The organism is Saccharomonospora sp. NB11, from assembly GCF_015910535.1.
Taxonomy (GTDB): domain Bacteria; phylum Actinomycetota; class Actinomycetes; order Mycobacteriales; family Pseudonocardiaceae; genus Saccharomonospora.
The window spans coordinates 55,696-73,602 of record NZ_JACBJG010000014.1 but is presented as its reverse complement, the minus strand read 5'-3'; the positions used below and the strand labels follow the sequence as shown (position 1 = coordinate 73,602).

Sequence of the window (17,907 nt, the reverse complement as noted above, 5' to 3'; positions counted from 1 at the left end):
GGACGCGGTGCCGGCTCGTTCACCTGGCACAACGTGGGGAGTCGACGACGCATTCCTGACTAGTCGAGCGCGTCCCACCAGTCGGCGTCCAGTTCACCCTTCGCCACGAACGTCGCGGGACCGGTGAGTGTCGACGCGCCCTGGCGCACGGTCACCGAGACACGACCGCCCGGCACGTCGACGGTCAGCTCGCCCGCGTCCTCGCCCCGCAGGTGCAGCGCCGCCGCGGCCGCCGCCACGGTGCCCGTTCCGCACGCCCGGGTCTCCCCCACACCGCGTTCGTGGACGCGCATCCGCAGCGCGTCGGGACCGAGCACGTTCACGAATTCGAGGTTGACGCCCTCGGGGAACACCTCGGAGTCGTAGCGCGGCGCGCGGCTGAGGTCGAGCGTGTCCACGTCCTCGTCGATCACCGAGACGAGGTGGGGATTGCCGACGTCCACCGCGACTCCGGAGACCTGCCGCTCGTCCACGACGGCCACCGAGGTCCCCGTCACGGCGACAGGTCCCATGTGGACGGTCACGGAGAGGTCCCCCGTCGCGTCGCCCTGCACGCGCACCGGCCGATCGCCGGCCCGGGTCGCCACGACGAACTCCGGCCCCGCCTCCAGCCCCGCCTCGACGAGGTAGCGCGCGAACACCCGTGTCCCGTTGCCGCACATCTCCGCGATCGATCCGTCGGCGTTGCGGTAGTCCATGAACCACTCGCCCTTGGACTCCACACCCATCGCCGACGACCGCACGACCCGCAACACGCCGTCGGCACCGAGCCCCTGCTGCCGGTCGCACAACACGGCCACCCGTCGCGCGGTCAGCTCCAACGACGCGTCGGGGTCGGGCAGGAGCACGAAGTCGTTCTGGGTGCCGTGCCCCTTGAGAAACTCGATGCCAGCCATGACGTCCAGGTTACGGGTCGAGGTGGGCGAGCACGGCGCCGACCAGATCGTCCGCGCCGCCGTCGAACCACGTGATGCGGTCGTCACGCCGGAACCACGATCGTTGCCGCCGCACGAACCGCCGGGTGGCCACGACCGTCTCGCGTGCGGCGGCGTCGAGGTCGCCGTCCCCGGCGAGCGCGTCGAGCACCTGCCGGTACCCGAGCGCCCGCGACGCCGTCCTGCCGTGTCGCAACCCGCGCTGTTCGAGCCTGCGCACCTCGTCCACCAGCCCGACGTCGAACATGTGCTCCACACGCTGCTCCACCCGCTCGTCGAGGTCGGCCACCGCGCGGTCGACGCCGATCAGCACGGTCCCGTAGCGCGGCGGTCCCGGGGTGGGCAGGTTCGCGGAGAAGGGCTCTCCCGTGACGGCGATGACCTCCAGGGCCCGCACGATCCGTCGGGTGTCGGTGGGCAGGATCGTGTCGGCCGCCTTGGGATCGAGCATCGCAAGCCGGGCGTGGAGGGCCGCGGCCCCCTGATTTCGCGCCTGCTCCTCCAGATCCCGTCGCACGACCGGATCGGTCCCCGGAAACCGCAGGTCGTCGACGATCGACTGCACGTACAACCCCGAACCGCCGACGATCACCGGGACCCGACCCCGGTCCAACAGCGACTCGATCGTCGCGCGGGCCTGCTTCTGGTACGCCGCCACCGAGGCGGTCTCGGTCACGTCGAGCACGTCCAACAGGTGGTGCGGCACGCCACGCCGTTCCTCGCTCGTGGCCTTGGCCGTGCCGATGTCCATGCCCCGATAGAGCTGCATGGCGTCGGCGTTGACCACCTCACCGCCCAACGCGAGCGCGAGTTCCACCCCGAGAGCCGTCTTCCCCGTGGCGGTGGGCCCGACGACGGCGACCGGCGCGATCACGACCGCGTCCACTTCGCCACGTGGTAGGCCACGCCGAACGGAGCGTCGGAGTACCAAAGTTCACCGCTCCAGTCCCCGGTCGAACGAGCGAGTCCCGCCAACACCTGCCAGGCCGCCCGTCCCTCCGCCTGGAGCTCGACGGCCAGCTCCGGGTCGAGCGACAGCAGCGCCTCGTCGTCCGCCTCGGCGAGCGCCGTCCGCACCACGGTGTCGAACGGCTCCGCTCGTGGGTCCGCCCATCCGGGTGGAGCCGACGCATGCCGGGTCGACCCGTCACCGAGCACGAGCAGCGCCGTCTCGTCGGAGCGGGCGAGCTGCTCGCCGAGTGCGACACAGTCCTCGACGGACGCCCCGGCGTCCACGAGCTCCACCCGCACGGACTCCGCTCCCGCCTGTTCGCGGAGCCATCCCGCGAGGAGTGCGGGCAGCGGCATGGAGCGTCGCCGATCCTCGGTCGCGGAGTCGGACAGCGCGACGGGGACGTCCACGCCGAAACCACCGAAGCTGCCGCGAGCACTCGGCCGCACCGTCTGTCGAGCCGCAGCCACACCGACCGCGACCCACCGACGGCCGACCTGTGCCAAGGCGCGCACGACGCTCACCGTGGCGTCGCGCACGGCAGCGCTGCGCTCGACCGCGCCGGGCACGAGAGCAGGCACGAGCAGCGGCGGCGAGGGCACCACGACGGCACACGTGATCACGCATCACGAGGTTACCGGCAGCGCCACGAGAGGTACCTATCGAGGCATGGAGTACCCATCAGCGGTGTTACCTGTTTGAATGCGGCCTACAGACCCGTACACGCACCACCCGGCCCCGCAACACCGCGGGGCGCCCGCACGCACGCGGGCCGGACAGCGAGAAGGAGCCGGCCATGGCCGAGCAGAACACCCACCGCGGCAGTGACGTCAGCGGAGTTGCCGACGTTCCCGGTACCGCCGCACCGGCGGACGTCCCCGCACCACACAAGGTGCCCCATCCCGCCGGGGGCGCGCAGGCACCCGCTGTGCCGGTCGCCGAGACACACCCGTCGCGGTGGGGTCGCGTCGCCGACGACGGCACCGTCTACGTGCGCACGGCCGACGGTGAACGTGCCGTGGGCGTGTGGCAGGCCGGCTCGCCCGACGAGGGACTGACGCACTACGCCCGGAAGTTCGACGACCTCCGGACCGAGGTGGAGCTGCTGGAGTCCCGACTGGCCTCGGGCGCGGGTGACCCCAAGCAGGCCCTGTCCAGCGCTACGCACCTGCGCGACAGCCTGGCCGAGGCCGCTGTGGTCGGCGACCTCGACGCCCTGCGCGTCCGCCTCGACCAGGTCGTGACCCACGCGGAGAAGGCCCTCGAACACAGCAAGCAGGAACGCGAACGTGCCAGGGCCGAGGCCGTCGCCCGCAAGCAGGCGCTCGCGGAGGAGGCCGAGGAGATCGCCGCCTCGTCGACGCAGTGGAAGGCCGCGGGCGACCGCCTCAAGGCCATCCTCGAAGAGTGGAAGACGATCAAGGGCGTCGACCGCAAGACCGACGACGAGCTGTGGAAGCGGTTCTCGAAGGCGCGCGAGGCGTTCAGCCGCCGACGGGGCTCCCACTTCGCCGAACTGGACAAGCAGCGTGCCGCGGCCAAGCGCCGCAAGGAGGAGTTGATCGAGCAGGCCGAGGCGCTGTCCGACTCCACCGACTGGGGACCGACCGCGAGCCGCTACAAGGAACTCATGGCCGAGTGGAAGGCTGCGGGACGGGCGCCGAAGGACGCCGACGACGCCTTGTGGCAGCGGTTCCGCGCCGCGCAGGACGCCTTCTTCTCCCGCCGGGCGGCGGCGTTCTCGGAGCGGGACGCCGAGTTCGCACAGAACGCGGCGCGCAAGGAGGAGCTGCTCGTCGAGGGCGAGAAGATCGACCCGTCGGTCAATCTGGACGCCGCGAAGGCGCAGTTCCGCCGCATCCAGGAGACCTGGGACGAGATCGGCAAGGTGCCGCGCGACCGCATCCGCGAACTCGACGGCCGGTTGAAGGCGGTCGCCGACCGGATTCGCGCCGCCGAGGACGCGCGCTGGCGTCGCACCGACCCCGAGGCCGAGGCGCGGGCCGCGCAGTTCCGCGAGCGCGTCGAACAGTTCGAGGCCCAGGCCGAGAAGGCGAGGGCCGCGGGCGACGAGAAGCGCGCGAAGCAGGCCGAGGCCCAGGCCGCGCAGTGGCGTGAGTGGCTGCGCACGGCCGAGGAAGCGGTCGCCAACCGCTGACGCACGACGAAGGGGTGGGGAACTTGCGGCTGCCCACCCCTTCGTTGTCGTATCGGATCTCGTGGTGTCAGTGTCGCGACCAGGCGACGCGCATCCACTGGAACGCGAGCACGATCATCGCGACGGCCGCGAAGACCATTCCGATCCCGGGCCCACCTCCGGACACGCCGCTGATGCCCGACGACTGTTGGGACCAGACAGCCAGGATGCCGTCGACCGAGGCGAACCAGCCGCCGGTCGCGCACACCCACGTCAGCCACCACCGCCGGGTCGCGAGCGCAAGTGCCGACGCGAACACCCCGAACCCGGCGGACGTCGCGGCGAACAACTGCGGAATCGCTCCCGCCTCACCGATCAACGCCTGCCATCCGGGGAGACCGTCGACCCAGGGCAGCACGAACCCGATCAACAACACGAACACGAACACCGCGATCGTGAATCCGCGACGGCCGAACTCCACCGTGCGCGTCGCGCGGCCGAGCGTCTCCTCCACGTCGGCGGCGGTGCGGGCGTCGATCTGCTCCGGAGGCCTGGCTCCCGAATCATCGCTCACAGCGAGCACCCTCCTACGTCGGCGGGCGAGGCCGCCGGGACCGAGGCGGCCCCGAAGGACGGCAGACCGAGGCTCACGCCCTTCGTCTTCGGCCGTCGACCGGCCTCCACGTTGTCACCGGCCTTCGTCCGGCGGTGCGAGAGCACGTCGCCGTCGGCCACCAGGTGATGCGGCGCCGCGTAGGTGATCGTCGTCTCGACGATGTCGCCGGGCCGGATCTCCCGATCGACGGCCGCGCCGACCGGGGAGAAGTGCACGAGCCTGCCGTCGCGGGCCCGTCCGCTCATCCGGTTCGTCTCGGCGTCCTTGCGGCCCTCCCCCGTCGCCACGAGCAGTTCGACGGTCCTGCCGACGAGCTTCTTGTTCTCCTGCCACGCGATGTCGTTCTGCAGTTCGACCAGTCGGTCGTAGCGCTCCTGCACGACCTCCTTCGGCACCTGGTCGGCCATCTCGGCCGCCGGGGTGCCGGGGCGCGGCGAGTACTGGAAGGTGAAGGCGCTGGAGAAGCGGGCCTGCCGCACCACCTCGAGCGTCTGCTCGAAGTCCTCCTCGGTCTCCCCGGGAAAGCCGACGATGATGTCGGTGGTGATCGCCGCGTCCGGCATCGCCTCGCGCACCCGGTCGAGGATCGACAGGAACCGCGTGGAGCGGTACGACCGCCGCATCGCCTTGAGCACCCGGTCGGAACCGGACTGCAACGGCATGTGCAACTGGTGGCAGACGTTGGGCGTCTCGGCCATCGCGTCGATCACGTCGTCGGTGAAGGCCGCCGGGTGCGGCGACGTGAACCGCACGCGCTCCAGACCGGCCACGGAACCACAGGCGCGCAGCAGCTTGCCGAACGCGTAGCGGTCGCCGAACTCGACGCCGTAGGAGTTGACGTTCTGCCCGAGCAGGGTCACCTCCAGCACGCCCTCCGCCACGAGCGCCTCCACCTCGGCGAGGATCTCGCCGGGCCGACGGTCGCGCTCCTTGCCGCGCAACGACGGCACGATGCAGAACGTGCACGTGTTGTTGCAGCCGACGGAGATCGACACCCACCCCGAGTAGGCGGACTCCCGCCGCGCAGGCAGCGTCGAGGGGAACGTCTCCAGGGCTTCGAGGATTTCGACCTGAGCCTCGGCGTTGTGCCGGGCTCGCTCCAGCAGCACCGGCAGCGACGAGATGTTGTGGGTGCCGAACACGACGTCCACCCACGGGGCCCGCTGCACGATCTCGCCCCGGTCCTTCTGGGCGAGGCAGCCGCCGACGGCGATCTGCATGTCCGGCTTGGCCGTCTTGGCCGCGCGGAGATGACCGAGGTGACCGTAGAGCTTGTTGTCCGCGTTCTCGCGCACCGCGCAGGTGTTCAGCACGACCACGTCGGGGTCTTCACCGTCGGTGGCATGCGTGTAACCGGCGTCCTCCAGTTGCCCGGCGAGACGCTCCGAGTCGTGCACGTTCATCTGGCACCCGAAGGTGCGGATCGCGTAGGTGCGGGTCACGTCTGTCAGGGTAGGTCAACGCTGTTCCGCCACCTCACGGCGTCCGACCCGCACACCGCCGTTAGAGTTCCGGGAATGCTTTGGCGTCCCCCACCCGGGACGACCAGATTGAACACTTAAGGTTGCTTTTTGATTGAGGAAGCATGCCGGATTGCCCCAAAGGTGTTAGATCCGGATGTTGTTAGTGACAACCCGCGACCCGCGGCTTGCCGTGTTATGGAGGCCAGATGAGCACCGCGACGCCAACACCGCCGATGATCAAGGCGGCGGCGGTGAACAAGCACTTCGGCGACCTGCACGTGCTCAAGGACATCGACCTCGAAGTGCCCAAGGGCCAGGTGGTCGTGGTCCTGGGGCCGTCGGGTTCCGGCAAGTCGACGCTCTGCCGTGCCATCAACCGGCTCGAACCCATCGACTCCGGTGAGATCAGCATCGACGGCAAGCCGCTGCCCGCCGAGGGCAAGGCGCTCGCCGCTCTCCGTGCCGACGTCGGGATGGTCTTCCAACAGTTCAATCTGTTCGCGCACAAGACGATCGTGGACAACGTGACGCTTGGCCCGATCAAGGTGCGCAAGCAGAATCCCGAGGAAGCCCGCAAGACGGCCATGGAACTGCTCGACCGGGTCGGAATCGCCAACCAGGCTCAGAAGTACCCCGCCCAGCTCTCCGGTGGGCAGCAGCAGCGTGCCGCCATCGCGCGGGCGCTCGCCATGCGCCCCAAGGTGATGCTGTTCGACGAGCCGACCTCCGCCCTGGACCCCGAGATGGTGCAGGAAGTGCTCGACACCATGACGGAGCTCGCCGACGAGGGCATGACGATGCTGGTGGTCACCCACGAGATGGGCTTCGCCCGCCGTGCCGCCCACCGGGTGGTGTTCATGGCCGACGGCGAGATCGTCGAGGACTCCACGCCCGATGCGTTCTTCACCGCGCCGCAGTCGGAGCGCGCGAGGGACTTCCTCGGCAAGATCCTTACTCACTGACACATGTCGTGGCGGCGTGGGCCGCCTCAACCCCGAAACAGGAGAGGTGCCATGAAGATTCGCACCCTGACGGTGGGACTGCTGGCCGCGAGCCTCGCCCTCACCGCATGTGGCAAGGAAGGGTCGCCGTCCGACTCCGAAGGCGGCAACGGCGACGGCAACGCCGCGGCCCTGACCTACGAGGTGGCGCAGGACGTCACCATCGAGGACTCCCCGACCTTCGACCGTATGAAGAAGGCCGGTCACGTCGTCATCGGCGTCAAGGAGGACCAGCCGAACCTCGGTTACAAGGACCCGACCACGGGTGAGTACAACGGGTTCGACATCGAGATCGCCCGGCTCGTCTCCGCGAAGCTCGGCTTCGACCCCAAGACCATCGAGTACAAGGCCGTTCCCTCCGCGGGTCGGGAGCAGGCCATCGTGAACGGCGACGTCGACTACTACGTCGGCACGTACACGATCAACGACAAGCGCAAGCAGCAGATCAGCTTCGCGGGTCCGTACTTCGTCGCCGGTCAGGGCCTGCTGGTGGCCAAGGACAACAACGACATCAACAGCAAGGACGACCTGAAGGGCAAGAAGGTCTGCTCCGTGAGCGGGTCCACGCCGATCCAGAACGTGCGTGACGAGGGCCTGCACGAGCCCGGCGGCGAGATCGTCGAGCTGCAGAACTACTCGCAGTGCGTCAACGAGCTGCTCAACGGCAAGGTCGACGTCGTCACCACGGACGACGCGATCCTGCTCGGCTACGCCGCCCAGCAGCCCGACGAGCTGAAGGTCGTCGGCGAGTCCTTCACCGAGGAGCCCTACGGCATCGGTCTGCCCAAGGAGGACGACGCTCTCCGGGACAAGGTCAACGACATCCTGGAAGAGGCCATGGAAGACGGCACGTGGCAGGAGATCTACGACGCCACGCTCGGCAAGTCGGGCAACAAGGCCGACATGCCCGAGGTCGACCGCTACTGACGCCGACGCCGGCCCTCGGTGGTGACCGCCCGCGCGGGCGTGACCGCCGGGGGCCGCGCATGTCGGCAGCCGCCCCATCTGTCCCCGCACCTTCGAGGGAAACATGGACGTACTGCTGGACAACCTCGACCTGTACGGGCCGGGTTTTCTCAACACCATCAAACTGTTCGTCTTGTCGGCGATCGGCTCGTTGGTGCTGGGGACGATCCTGGCGATGTTGCGGGTGAGCCCGGTCCCGATCCTGCGCGCCGCGGGCGCGGCGTACGTGACGCTGTTCCGCAACACCCCGCTGACTCTGCTCTTCTTTTTCTTCGTCTTCGCCTATCCGCTGCTCGACATCGTCGACCTGTCGTACTTCTGGGCCGCCGTCGTGGCGTTGACCGTGTACACGTCGGCGTTCGTCTGTGAGGTCGTGCGCTCCGGCATCAACACGGTGCCCGTCGGCCAGGCGGAAGCCGCACGCGCGATCGGTCTGACGTTCGGGCAGACGCTGAACCAGATCATCCTGCCGCAGGCCACGCGGTCCGTGGTGCCTCCGATGGTCAGCACCATGATCGCGCTGCTGAAGAACACCACCATCGCGGCCGGCTTCTCGGTCGTCGAGGCGGGAGCGATCCAGAACTACCTGTCGGAGCGCGGGTACAGCGTGCTGACCGGCCTGCTGTGGGTTGCGCTGGGCTTCGTCATCCTGATCACTCCTCTGACCCTGCTGCAACGCAGCCTCGAGAAGCGCTGGAGCGTGGCCCGATGAGCGCGGTGCTGTTCGACATCCCGGGACCGAAGGCACGGGTCCGGCACCGGGGGTACGCGGTCCTCGGCGTGGCCGCCGTCCTGGGGCTGATCGGGTACGTCGTCTACAAGTTCGCCGAAGCCGGCCAGTTCGAGGCCGGCATCTGGGAGTGGATCCTCTACGAGCGGATCCAGTTGGAGCTGCTCGACGCGCTGCTCAACACGCTGCGGGCGTTCGCCGTCTCGGCGGTGCTCGCGTTGGCGTTCGGTGCGATCTTCGCGGCGGCACGGTTGTCCGACCACGCCGTGCTGCGGGTGCCCGCCACCCTCGTGGTGGAGTTCTTCCGCGCCGTGCCCCTCGTGGTGATGATCTTCTTCTTCCACTACGGGCTCGCGCTGGGCGCGCCGTTCTACTCCGTGGTGCTGGGCCTGACGCTGTACAACGGCTCGGTGCTCGCCGAGGTGTTCCGCGCGGGCATCCTGTCGCTGCCCCGGGGCCAGAGCGAGGCCGCGTACGCCATCGGTCTGCGCAAGACGCAGGTGATGCGCATGGTGCTGCTGCCGCAGGCTCTGCGCGCGATGCTGCCCGCCATCATCAGCCAGCTCGTGGTGCTGTTGAAGGACACGGCGCTCGGCTTCCTCATCACCTACGAGGAACTGCTGCGCTACGCCCGCTACCTCGGCGGCATCATCGAGTTCGACCGGCCGCTCATCCCGATCACCATCGTGGTCGGCGCGATGTACATCCTGATGTGCCTCGCCCTGACCGGTGTGGCGAAGTGGCTGGAGTCGCGCAACCGGCGCAGCAAGAAGGCCCTGACGGTGGACGTCACGGCCGAGACCGAGGAGGCCACCCTCACCGACGGCAAGCCGGCCTGACCGGCACGTCGACCCGGCACGCGAAGGCCGCCGTCCCCGGATTCCGGGGACGGCGGCCTTCGTCGTCGCTCAGCTCTTGTGACGGCGGAACAGCTTGTCGCCCAACCACACCACGGGGTCGTAGCGGCGGTCCACGACGCGCTCCTTCATCGGAATGAGCGCGTTGTCGGTGATGTGGATGTTCTCCGGGCACACCTCGGTGCAGCACTTCGTGATGTTGCAGTAGCCGAGACCGTGCTCGTCCTGTGCGGCGTCCTTGCGGTCGGCCACGTCGAGCGGGTGCATGTCCAGCTCCGCGATCCGCATCAGGAACCGCGGTCCGGCGAAGGCGGGTTTGTTCTCCTCGTGGTCACGGATGACGTGGCAGACGTTCTGGCACAGGAAGCACTCGATGCACTTGCGGAACTCCTGCGACCGCTGCACGTCGACCTGCTGCATGCGGTACTCGCCCGGTTCGAGCTCCGGCGGTGGCGCGAACGCCGGGATCTCCCGCGCCTTCTCGTAGTTGTAGGAGACGTCGGTGACGAGGTCGCGGACCACCGGGAACGTCCGCATCGGAGTCACGGTGATGACCTCGTCGGGCCGGAACACCGACATGCGGGTCATGCACAGCAGCCGTGGCCTGCCGTTGACCTCGGCGGAGCACGAGCCGCACTTGCCTGCCTTGCAGTTCCAGCGCACGGCGAGGTCCGGTGCCTGCGTCGCCTGCAACCGGTGGATCAGATCGAGCACCACCTCGCCCTCGTTCGCCTCGACGGTGTAGTCCCGCAGCTCCCCGTCGCCGTCGTCACCGCGCCAGATCCGCAGGTGCGCGTCGTATCCCATGTCAGGCCGTCCTTTCCGGATGGTCGGCCAGTTCCTCGTCGGTGTAGTACTTCTCCAGTTCGGCCAGCTCGAACAGACCGAGCAGGTCGGTGCGCATCGGTTCCTGCTCCTTGGTGGTCACTTCGATGTGCGGCACCGGCGTCTCGTCCCCGGCAACCGTGCACACGAGCAGCGTGTTGCGCCACCGCGCGTCCATCTGCGGGTAGTCGTCCCGGGTGTGACCGCCCCGGCTCTCGGTGCGCCGCAGGGCCGCACGCGCGACGCACTCGCTGGCGAGCAGCATGTTGCGCAGATCGAGTGCCAGGTGCCAGCCGGGGTTGTACTGGCGGTGTCCCTCGACCGTGACACCACGCAACCGGCCCCGGATCTCGTCGAGCTTCTCCAGTGCCTTCTCCATCTCGTCGGCTGTACGGATGATGCCCACAAGGTCGTTCATGCACTGTTGTAGTTCGGCCTGCAGGGTGTACGGGTTCTCCGCCTCCTGGCCGTCACGAGGCGGGTCGAACGGGGCGAGCGCGGCCCGCGCGGCGACCGCGACGTCTACTTCGGACACGGAGGGGCGCTCGGCGAGCGACTCGACGTAGTCGGCGGCCCCGAGACCGGCTCGACGTCCGAACACGAGCAGGTCCGACAACGAGTTCCCGCCGAGCCGGTTGGAGCCGTGCATCCCGCCGGAGCACTCCCCCGCAGCGAACAGCCCCGGCACGCTCGCCGCGGCGGTGTCCGGGTCGACCTCGATACCGCCCATCACGTAGTGACAGGTGGGTCCGACCTCCATCGGCTCCGCGGTGATGTCGACGTCGGCCAGTTCCTTGAACTGGTGGTACATCGACGGCAGTCGGCGCTTGATCTCGTCCGCGGACATCCGGCTCGCGATGTCGAGGTACACCCCGCCGTGCGGGGAACCGCGTCCTTCCTTGACCTCGGTGTTGATCGCGCGGGCCACCTCGTCGCGCGGCAACAGGTCGGGCGTGCGGCGATTGTTGTCCGGATCGGTGTACCAGCGGTCGGCTTCTTCCTCGGTCTCCGCGTACTGTCCCTTGAAGACGTCCGGGACGTAGCGGAACATGAACCGTTCGCCCTCGGAGTTGCGCAGCACGCCGCCGTCCCCCCGGACCCCCTCCGTGACGAGGATGCCCTTGACGCTGGGCGGCCAGACCATTCCGGTGGGGTGGAACTGGACGAACTCCATGTTGATGAGCGACGCACCTGCCCGCAGTGCCAGCGCGTGCCCGTCGCCGGTGTACTCCCAGGAGTTCGACGTGACCTTGAACGACTTGCCGATCCCGCCCGTGGCCAGCACCACGGCGGGCGCCTCGAACAACACGAACCGACCGGACTCCCGCCAGTACCCGAACGCTCCGGCGATGGCACCGTCCTGGGTGAGCAACTCGGTGATCGTGCACTCGGCGAAGACCTTCAGCTTGGCCTCGTAGTCGCCGTAGGTCGCGTGATCCTCCTGCTGCAGCGACACGATCTTCTGCTGCATCGTGCGGATCAGCTCCAGACCGGTGCGGTCACCCACGTGCGCCAGTCGCGGGTAGGTGTGGCCACCGAAGTTGCGCTGGCTGATCCGGCCGTCACCGGTTCGGTCGAACAGAGCCCCGTAGGTCTCCAACTCCCACACCCGGTCGGGGGCCTCCTTGGCGTGCAGTTCGGCCATCCGCCAGTTGTTGAGGAACTTGCCGCCCCGCATGGTGTCGCGGAAGTGCACCTGCCACCCGTCGTTCGGGTTGACGTTGCCCATGGACGCCGCACAGCCGCCCTCGGCCATGACGGTGTGCGCCTTGCCGAACAGCGACTTGCACACCACCGCGACGGACAGTCCCCGTTGCCGCGCCTCGATCACGGCCCGCAGGCCCGCCCCACCGGCACCGATCACCACCACGTCGTAGCTGTGCCGTTCGACCTCGGTCATGAAAAGTCAGGCCACCTTCTGTCGTGCCGCCGTGCCACACACCGCACGGCTGGGATGTCAGTTGACGAAACGCAGGTCGGAGATCGTGTCGGTCGACACCAACCACACGTAGAGGTCGGTGAGGACCAGCGTGCCCAAGGTGATCCAGGCGAACTGCATGTGCCGGACGTTGAGCCGACTGACCTGCGTCCAGATCCAGTACCGGACCGGGTTCTTCGAGAAGTGCTTGAGTCGGCCGCCCGTCACGTGACGGCACGAGTGGCAGGAGAGCGTGTAGCACCAGAGGAAGAACACGTTGACCAGCAGGACGACGTTGCCGAGTCCGATCCCGAACCCACGCTCTCCGCCGAACGCCAGGACCGCGTCGTAGGTGTTGATCACCGTGATGACGAGGGCGACGTAGAAGAAGTACCGGTGCACGTTCTGCACGATCAACGGCAAACGCGTCTCGCCGGTGTAGCGCGCGTGCGGTTCGGTCACCGCGCACGCAGGCGGCGCGAACCACACCGAGCGGTAGTACGCCTTGCGGTAGTAGTAGCAGGTGAGCCGGAACCCGAGCAGGAACGGCAGGGAGAGGAACGCCAGCGGAACGAAGCCCGGCAGCTCGCCGAACGGCGTGCCGAAGTGACTCGACCCGGGCACGCACGAGTCGCTCAGGCACGGCGAGTAGAACGGGGTGAGGTAGTGGTACTCGGCGTCGAAGTAGCCCTCACGCAGGAACGACCGGAACGTGGCGTACACGACGAACGCCGCGAGGCCGAGGGCGGTGAACAGTGGCGCGGCCCACCACCGGTCGGTTCGCAGGGTGCGTTCGGTCAGGGCGACCCGCTTCCGCGAGGTGGGCACACCGTCCATAGTGGTGTCGGAATCCGTGGCGTCGTCCTCCTTCGAGTGGTCAGTGCTGGTCACGCTGGTAACCACCCACGCCCTCGTCGTCGGCACCCTTCCAGAGCGCCGGGTCGTACGGGGTGTCGGGGATCTTCACCACCTCGGGAGGAGATCCGGTCGACTGCGTGGGCACGGGCGGCAGCTTGGCCAGGTCCTCGGCGTCGATGTCGAGCCGGTCGACGTCGTTGACGATGCGGCGGACGGCGGGCGACTCGCCGTACCGTGATCTCAGGGCCCCTACACACTGTCGGAGTTGCCCGATGGCCCGGCGTAGCTCCGTCATCTCGGCGCTCGACATGCTCACCCTCCGGAATTGTTGCTCGCGTCCGAAACCGGTACGGCAGACTCTGCACCCGACCGGTCAATGTGACAAGTAGCACACCCCCATCCGTTTGACGTGATCGACGTCACTACATCTCGATCACTGAATCGATATTGTCGCCCCGGCCTGGCGCTGTATCGTGTCAGTTGCCCACAGAACACGACGCCGACGCTGCCGTACCGCATCCTCAGTCGGTCACTCTGCGTAAGCAGATCTGCGCTGTTCACCTGCCGTGACTCAACCCGGAGACCATGCCGTTGAGCCTTCATCCCGTCATCGCCGACGTCACCCACCGCATTGCCGAGCGCAGCGCCGCCTCGCGCCAGGCGTACCTCGCGCGCGTCGAGAGCGCCGCCGCCGAAGGTCCCGTGCGCGCCGGACTCGGCTGCAGCAACCTGGCCCACGGCTTCGCCGCCTGCTCCGGACCCGACCTGCTCGCCGTCCGTGAGGCCCGCAAACCCGGCATCGCGATCGTCTCCGCCTACAACGACCTGCTGTCGGCCCACCAGCCGCTTGACGAGTTCCCCGCGTGGATCAAGGACGCCGCACGGGAGGCCGGCGGGGTGGCACAGTTCGCGGGCGGTGTGCCCGCGATGTGCGACGGCATCACCCAGGGTCGCGCCGGAATGGAACTCTCCCTGTTCAGCCGGGACGTCATCGCGATGGCCACGGGCATCGCGCTCTCCCACGAGATGTTCGACGGCGCACTGCTCCTCGGCGTGTGCGACAAGATCGTGCCCGGTCTCCTCATCGGCGCACTCGCGTTCGGACACCTGCCGGCGATGCTGGTCCCGGCCGGCCCCATGGCGTCCGGCCTGCCGAACAAGGAGAAGGCCCGCATCCGCCAGCTCTACGCCGAGGGCAAGGCCACGCGCGAGGACCTCCTGGACGCCGAGGCCGCCGCCTACCACTCGCCCGGCACCTGCACCTTCTACGGCACAGCGAACTCCAACCAGCTCGTGGTCGAGGTGATGGGTCTGCACCTGCCGGGCGCGACGTTCGTCCAACCCGGTACGCCGCTGCGCAAGGCGCTCACGGAACAGGCCGCCCGGCGCATCGTCGAGATCACGCACGGTGGCGACGAGTACACGCCCATCGCTCACGTCGTCGACGAGCGCAGCATCGTCAACGGCATCGTCGCACTGCTCGCCACCGGCGGATCGCAGAACCACACGTTGCACCTCGTCGCCGTCGCCGCCGCCGCGGGCATCCACCTCACCTGGGACGACTTCGCCGACCTCTCGGCGGCCGTGCCGCTGCTCGCGAACGTCTACCCCAACGGCAGCGCCGACATCAACCACTTCCACGCCGCTGGGGGTGTGCAGGTGCTCGTCGGCACGCTGCTCGACGCGGGACTGCTGCACCCGGACGTGCACACCGTGGCCGGCCCGGGCCTCGACCGCTATCGGCAGGAACCCATCCTCGACGGCGACACGCTGATTTGGCGCGACGTTCCCACCACCTCGCTCGACGACACGGTGCTCCGCACCGCCGACAACCCCTTCGCGCCCGAGGGCGGGCTCCGCATGGTCGACGGGAACCTCGGTCGTGCGGTGATCAAGGTGTCGGCCGTCGCGCCGGAGCACCGCGCGGTGCGGGCCCCCGCTCGCGTCTTCTCCTCACAGGCCGACTTCACCCAGGCATTCCGTGCCGGTGAACTGAACCAGGACGTCGTCGTGGTGCTGCGCGACCAGGGCCCGCGGGCGAAGGGAATGCCCGAGCTGCACGCCCTCATCCCGGCTCTGGGCGTGCTCATGGACCGGGGCCACCGCGTCGCTCTCGTCACCGACGGCCGCATGTCCGGCGCCTCGGGCAAGGTCCCCGCCGCCATCCACGTCAGTCCGGAGTCCGCTGTGGGTGGTCCACTGTCCAAGGTGGAGGACGGCGACATCGTGCACCTGGACGCCGACGCCGGTGAGCTGAACGTGCTCGTGGACGCGGAGACCCTGGCGGCGCGACGTCCGGCCACTCAGGCACTCGATCAGGACTGGTACGGCAACGGACGCGAACTCTTCGCGGCGCTGCGCAGCACCGTGGGACCCGCCGAACTGGGTGGCAGCGTCTTCGGAGGTGTCTTCGGCGGCGTCGGCCCGGCCTTCGACACGACCGCCCCGAGGACCGACACCACCCGGACCGCAGACCTGGTCGACGTGAAAGGACGCGCATGAACGCCGACGACCTGCTCGCCTTGTCCCCCGTCCTGCCCGTCGTCGTGCTGGACGACGCAGAGGCGGCCGTCCCCACCGCGCGCGCCCTGCTCGCGGGCGGTGTGCGCGTGATGGAGCTGACGCTGCGCACCGACGCGGCGTTGGATGCCATCCGGCGCGTGTCCGCCGAGGTGCCGGACGTGGTCGTCGGTGCGGGCACCGTCATCACCCCGAACCAGGCCCGCGCCGCTCGGGACGCGGGTGCCGCGTTCCTCGTGACCCCCGGCACCACCGACGCGCTGCTCGACGCCGTGGTCGACACCGGACTCCCGGTGCTGCCCGGCGCGTCCACCGTCTCCGAGGCCATGCGGTTGGCCGAGCGCGGGTTCGAGCGACTGAAGTTCTTCCCCGCCGAGGCCAGTGGCGGCGCAGCAGCGTTGGCGGCCATCGGCGGACCACTGCCGCACCTGCGGTTCTGCCCGACCGGAGGCATCACCGTCGCCAGCGCGCCGCGCTACCTGGCGCTGCGCAACGTGGGGTGTGTCGGTGGTTCCTGGCTGACGCCGAAGGACGCTCTCGCGGCGCACGACTACGCGCGCATTGAGACACTGGCCAAGGAGGCCTCCGAGCTGAGGGCGGAGGCCGCGACGGCCAGGTAGCGCACACGGCGGGCTTTCCGTCGTGGAGGGAGGCCCGCCGAGCGGATGTCGTGGGACTGGTTCACCGCCGACGAGTACTGGATCTCGCGGCTCGTCTTCCAGAAGATGCTGGCCGCGCTCTACGTGGTGGCGTTCGTCTGCGCGCTGAACCAGTTCCGCGCCCTGCTCGGTGAGCGAGGGCTACTTCCCATTCCGGAGTATCTGGAACGGGTCGACGTCCGACGCGCCCCGAGTCTGTTCCACCTGCACTACTCCGACCGGCTCTTCGCCGTGGTCGCCGGTGGTGGCGCCGTCGTGTCGGCAGCGCTGCTGGCCGGGGTCGCGGATCTGCTGCCGGTGTGGGCGTGTCTGCTGCTGTGGGCCGTCCCGTGGGTGCTGTACCTGTCGATCGTCAACGTCGGGCAGACGTGGTACGCGTTCGGTTGGGAGTCGCTACTGCTCGAAACGGGCTTCCTGGCGATCTTCCTCGGGCCTGCGCACACGAGTGTGCCGACGCTTGTGCTGTGGTTGCTGCTCTGGCTGCTGTTCCGCCTCGAATTCGGCGCCGGGCTGATCAAGCTGCGGGGCGATCGGTGTTGGCGGGATCTGACCTGCCTCTACTACCACCACGAGACGCAGCCGATGCCCGGCCCGCTGAGCTGGTACTTCCACCACCTGCCCCGCTGGATGCACCGGGTGGAGGCGGTAGCCAACCACGTCGCCCAACTCGTGGTGCCGTTCGTGCTCTTCGCTCCGCAGCCCGCGGCAAGCGTGGCGGCAGGCATCGTGATCGTCACCCAGGGCTGGTTGATGCTCAGCGGCAACTTCTCGTGGTTGAACGCGTTGACGATCACGCTGGCGGTGTCCGCGATCGACGGCACGCTGCTCGGCGTCGCGCCGCCGGACGACCTCGCCGCGCCGTCGTCGTGGTACGGCGGTCTCGTCGTCGCCCTGACGGTCCTGGTCGCGGTGCTGAGCTATCGGCCGGTGCGGAACCTCCTCGGCCGCGGGCAACTGATGAACTTCAGTTTCGACCCGTTCCATTTGGTCAACACCTACGGCGCGTTCGGCAGTGTCACCCGCGACCGGTACGAAGTGGTCGTCGAGGGCACGGACGAGGACATCCTGACCGAGGACACGGTGTGGCGCGAGTACCAGTTCAAGGGCAAACCGACCGATCCTCACCGGCGTCCACCACAGGTCGCGCCCTACCACTTCCGGCTCGACTGGCAGCTGTGGTTCCTGTCGTTGTCATCGCGCTATGGGGGCCGATGGCTGCCCGTTCTCGTCCGGAAGCTGCTCGACGGAGACCGCGAAGTGCGCCGCCTACTGCGTCGTGATCCCTTCGACGGCCGCCCACCGACGTACCTCCGTGCCCGCCTGTTCCACTACCGGTTCACCACACGCGCCGAACGCGCCGAGACGAAGGCGTGGTGGGTCAGGGAACCGGTGGGGATGGTCGTGCGGACCTGTCGGCTGGGGACCGACGGCACGCCCGTGGTGGTGTGACGGGCTACGGGTCAGACGACG

17 protein-coding genes are annotated in these 17,907 nt (G+C 68.7%); 8 read left to right on the top strand and 9 right to left on the bottom strand.

Annotated features, from left to right (window positions below; translation table 11 throughout):
* Positions 1-59 precede the first annotated feature (59 nt).
* Genes dapF through JAV51_RS18565 form a run of 3 tightly spaced genes read right to left on the bottom strand, consistent with a single transcriptional unit; the run spans position 60 to position 2,510 of the window.
* Complete coding sequence (gene dapF, locus JAV51_RS18575; RefSeq protein WP_197322023.1) at positions 60-896, bottom strand: diaminopimelate epimerase; 837 nt, start codon at positions 894-896, stop codon at positions 60-62.
* Positions 897-906: 10 nt separating this feature from the next.
* A complete protein-coding gene (miaA, locus tag JAV51_RS18570) occupies positions 907-1,809 on the bottom strand; it encodes a tRNA (adenosine(37)-N6)-dimethylallyltransferase MiaA (protein WP_307845925.1) in 903 nt (300 codons plus the stop codon).
* Positions 1,806-2,510: a class III extradiol dioxygenase subunit B-like domain-containing protein gene (locus JAV51_RS18565; RefSeq protein ID WP_197322021.1), complete on the bottom strand. Its 705-nt coding sequence runs from the start codon at positions 2,508-2,510 to the stop codon at positions 1,806-1,808. Before JAV51_RS18565 ends, miaA begins: the two co-directional genes overlap by 4 nt.
* A 173-nt stretch (positions 2,511-2,683) precedes the next feature.
* Here JAV51_RS18565 and JAV51_RS18560 point away from each other — a divergent pair, with 173 nt between their 5' ends.
* Entirely contained in the window at positions 2,684-4,045 is a 1,362-nt protein-coding gene (locus tag JAV51_RS18560) for a DUF349 domain-containing protein (RefSeq protein WP_231642626.1), read from the top strand.
* A gap of 67 nt (positions 4,046-4,112) precedes the next feature.
* Here the strand turns inward: JAV51_RS18560 and JAV51_RS18555 are convergent, their stop codons facing one another.
* Both JAV51_RS18555 and miaB read right to left on the bottom strand, forming a co-directional pair.
* The gene (locus JAV51_RS18555) at positions 4,113-4,598 is read right to left on the bottom strand and encodes a hypothetical protein (RefSeq protein WP_197322020.1); all 486 of its coding nucleotides are present in this window, start codon (positions 4,596-4,598) and stop codon (positions 4,113-4,115) included.
* On the bottom strand, positions 4,595-6,082 hold the full coding sequence (miaB, locus tag JAV51_RS18550) for a tRNA (N6-isopentenyl adenosine(37)-C2)-methylthiotransferase MiaB (RefSeq protein WP_197322019.1): 1,488 nt from the start codon (positions 6,080-6,082) through the stop codon (positions 4,595-4,597). The genes JAV51_RS18555 and miaB overlap by 4 nt, the downstream gene beginning before the upstream one ends.
* Positions 6,083-6,336: 254 nt before the next feature.
* Here miaB and JAV51_RS18545 point away from each other — a divergent pair, with 254 nt between their 5' ends.
* From JAV51_RS18545 to JAV51_RS18530, 4 genes are all read left to right on the top strand, one after another.
* A complete protein-coding gene (locus JAV51_RS18545; RefSeq protein WP_197322073.1) occupies positions 6,337-7,065 on the top strand; it encodes an amino acid ABC transporter ATP-binding protein in 729 nt (242 codons plus the stop codon).
* Positions 7,066-7,116: 51 nt separating this feature from the next.
* Positions 7,117-8,031 (top strand): glutamate ABC transporter substrate-binding protein, encoded by a 915-nt coding sequence (locus JAV51_RS18540; RefSeq protein ID WP_197322018.1) that lies wholly within the window; start codon positions 7,117-7,119, stop codon positions 8,029-8,031.
* Positions 8,032-8,134: 103 nt separating this feature from the next.
* Positions 8,135-8,782: an amino acid ABC transporter permease gene (locus JAV51_RS18535; protein ID WP_197322017.1), complete on the top strand. Its 648-nt coding sequence runs from the start codon at positions 8,135-8,137 to the stop codon at positions 8,780-8,782.
* Entirely contained in the window at positions 8,779-9,639 is an 861-nt protein-coding gene (locus JAV51_RS18530; RefSeq protein WP_197322016.1) for an amino acid ABC transporter permease, read from the top strand. Before JAV51_RS18535 ends, JAV51_RS18530 begins: the two co-directional genes overlap by 4 nt.
* 69 nt (positions 9,640-9,708) lie before the next feature.
* Here JAV51_RS18530 and JAV51_RS18525 read toward each other — a convergent pair whose 3' ends face one another.
* The 4 genes from JAV51_RS18525 to JAV51_RS18510 are packed head-to-tail and all read right to left on the bottom strand — an operon-like array spanning position 9,709 to position 13,568.
* Positions 9,709-10,464 (bottom strand): succinate dehydrogenase/fumarate reductase iron-sulfur subunit, encoded by a 756-nt coding sequence (locus tag JAV51_RS18525; protein WP_197322015.1) that lies wholly within the window; start codon positions 10,462-10,464, stop codon positions 9,709-9,711.
* A gap of 1 nt (position 10,465) precedes the next feature.
* Positions 10,466-12,382, bottom strand: a complete 1,917-nt coding sequence (locus JAV51_RS18520; RefSeq protein WP_197322014.1) for a fumarate reductase/succinate dehydrogenase flavoprotein subunit — start codon at positions 12,380-12,382, stop codon at positions 10,466-10,468.
* 57 nt (positions 12,383-12,439) lie between these two features.
* Entirely contained in the window at positions 12,440-13,237 is a 798-nt protein-coding gene (locus JAV51_RS18515; RefSeq protein WP_197322072.1) for a hypothetical protein, read from the bottom strand.
* A 40-nt stretch (positions 13,238-13,277) separates the two neighbouring features.
* Positions 13,278-13,568, bottom strand: a complete 291-nt coding sequence (locus JAV51_RS18510) for a hypothetical protein (RefSeq protein ID WP_197322071.1) — start codon at positions 13,566-13,568, stop codon at positions 13,278-13,280.
* A gap of 275 nt (positions 13,569-13,843) precedes the next feature.
* On the opposite strand from JAV51_RS18510, the gene edd reads away from it, so the two are divergent.
* Genes edd through JAV51_RS18495 form a run of 3 tightly spaced genes read left to right on the top strand, consistent with a single transcriptional unit; the run spans position 13,844 to position 17,886 of the window.
* Positions 13,844-15,760 carry a phosphogluconate dehydratase gene (gene edd, locus JAV51_RS18505; protein ID WP_197322013.1) on the top strand — a complete coding sequence of 639 codons (1,917 nt, stop codon included), beginning with the start codon at positions 13,844-13,846 and terminating at the stop codon, positions 15,758-15,760.
* Entirely contained in the window at positions 15,757-16,398 is a 642-nt protein-coding gene (gene eda / locus JAV51_RS18500; RefSeq protein WP_197322012.1) for a bifunctional 4-hydroxy-2-oxoglutarate aldolase/2-dehydro-3-deoxy-phosphogluconate aldolase, read from the top strand. Before edd ends, eda begins: the two co-directional genes overlap by 4 nt.
* 45 nt (positions 16,399-16,443) lie before the next feature.
* On the top strand, positions 16,444-17,886 hold the full coding sequence (locus JAV51_RS18495) for a lipase maturation factor family protein (RefSeq protein ID WP_197322011.1): 1,443 nt from the start codon (positions 16,444-16,446) through the stop codon (positions 17,884-17,886).
* The last annotated feature ends 21 nt before the right edge of the window (positions 17,887-17,907 follow it).

Coding starts and splice junctions, on each gene's coding strand:
- edd (WP_197322013.1), top strand. CDS start 13,844: ATGCCGTTGAGCCTTCATCCCGTCATCGCCGACGTCACCCACCGCATT.
- JAV51_RS18510 (WP_197322071.1), bottom strand. CDS start 13,568: ATGTCGAGCGCCGAGATGACGGAGCTACGCCGGGCCATCGGGCAACTC.
- JAV51_RS18560 (WP_231642626.1), top strand. CDS start 2,684: ATGGCCGAGCAGAACACCCACCGCGGCAGTGACGTCAGCGGAGTTGCC.
- JAV51_RS18535 (WP_197322017.1), top strand. CDS start 8,135: ATGGACGTACTGCTGGACAACCTCGACCTGTACGGGCCGGGTTTTCTC.
- JAV51_RS18520 (WP_197322014.1), bottom strand. CDS start 12,382: ATGACCGAGGTCGAACGGCACAGCTACGACGTGGTGGTGATCGGTGCC.
- JAV51_RS18540 (WP_197322018.1), top strand. CDS start 7,117: ATGAAGATTCGCACCCTGACGGTGGGACTGCTGGCCGCGAGCCTCGCC.
- JAV51_RS18530 (WP_197322016.1), top strand. CDS start 8,779: ATGAGCGCGGTGCTGTTCGACATCCCGGGACCGAAGGCACGGGTCCGG.
- JAV51_RS18515 (WP_197322072.1), bottom strand. CDS start 13,237: ATGGACGGTGTGCCCACCTCGCGGAAGCGGGTCGCCCTGACCGAACGC.
- JAV51_RS18545 (WP_197322073.1), top strand. CDS start 6,337: ATGATCAAGGCGGCGGCGGTGAACAAGCACTTCGGCGACCTGCACGTG.
- JAV51_RS18495 (WP_197322011.1), top strand. CDS start 16,444: ATGTCGTGGGACTGGTTCACCGCCGACGAGTACTGGATCTCGCGGCTC.
- JAV51_RS18525 (WP_197322015.1), bottom strand. CDS start 10,464: ATGGGATACGACGCGCACCTGCGGATCTGGCGCGGTGACGACGGCGAC.
- eda (WP_197322012.1), top strand. CDS start 15,757: ATGAACGCCGACGACCTGCTCGCCTTGTCCCCCGTCCTGCCCGTCGTC.
- dapF (WP_197322023.1), bottom strand. CDS start 896: ATGGCTGGCATCGAGTTTCTCAAGGGGCACGGCACCCAGAACGACTTC.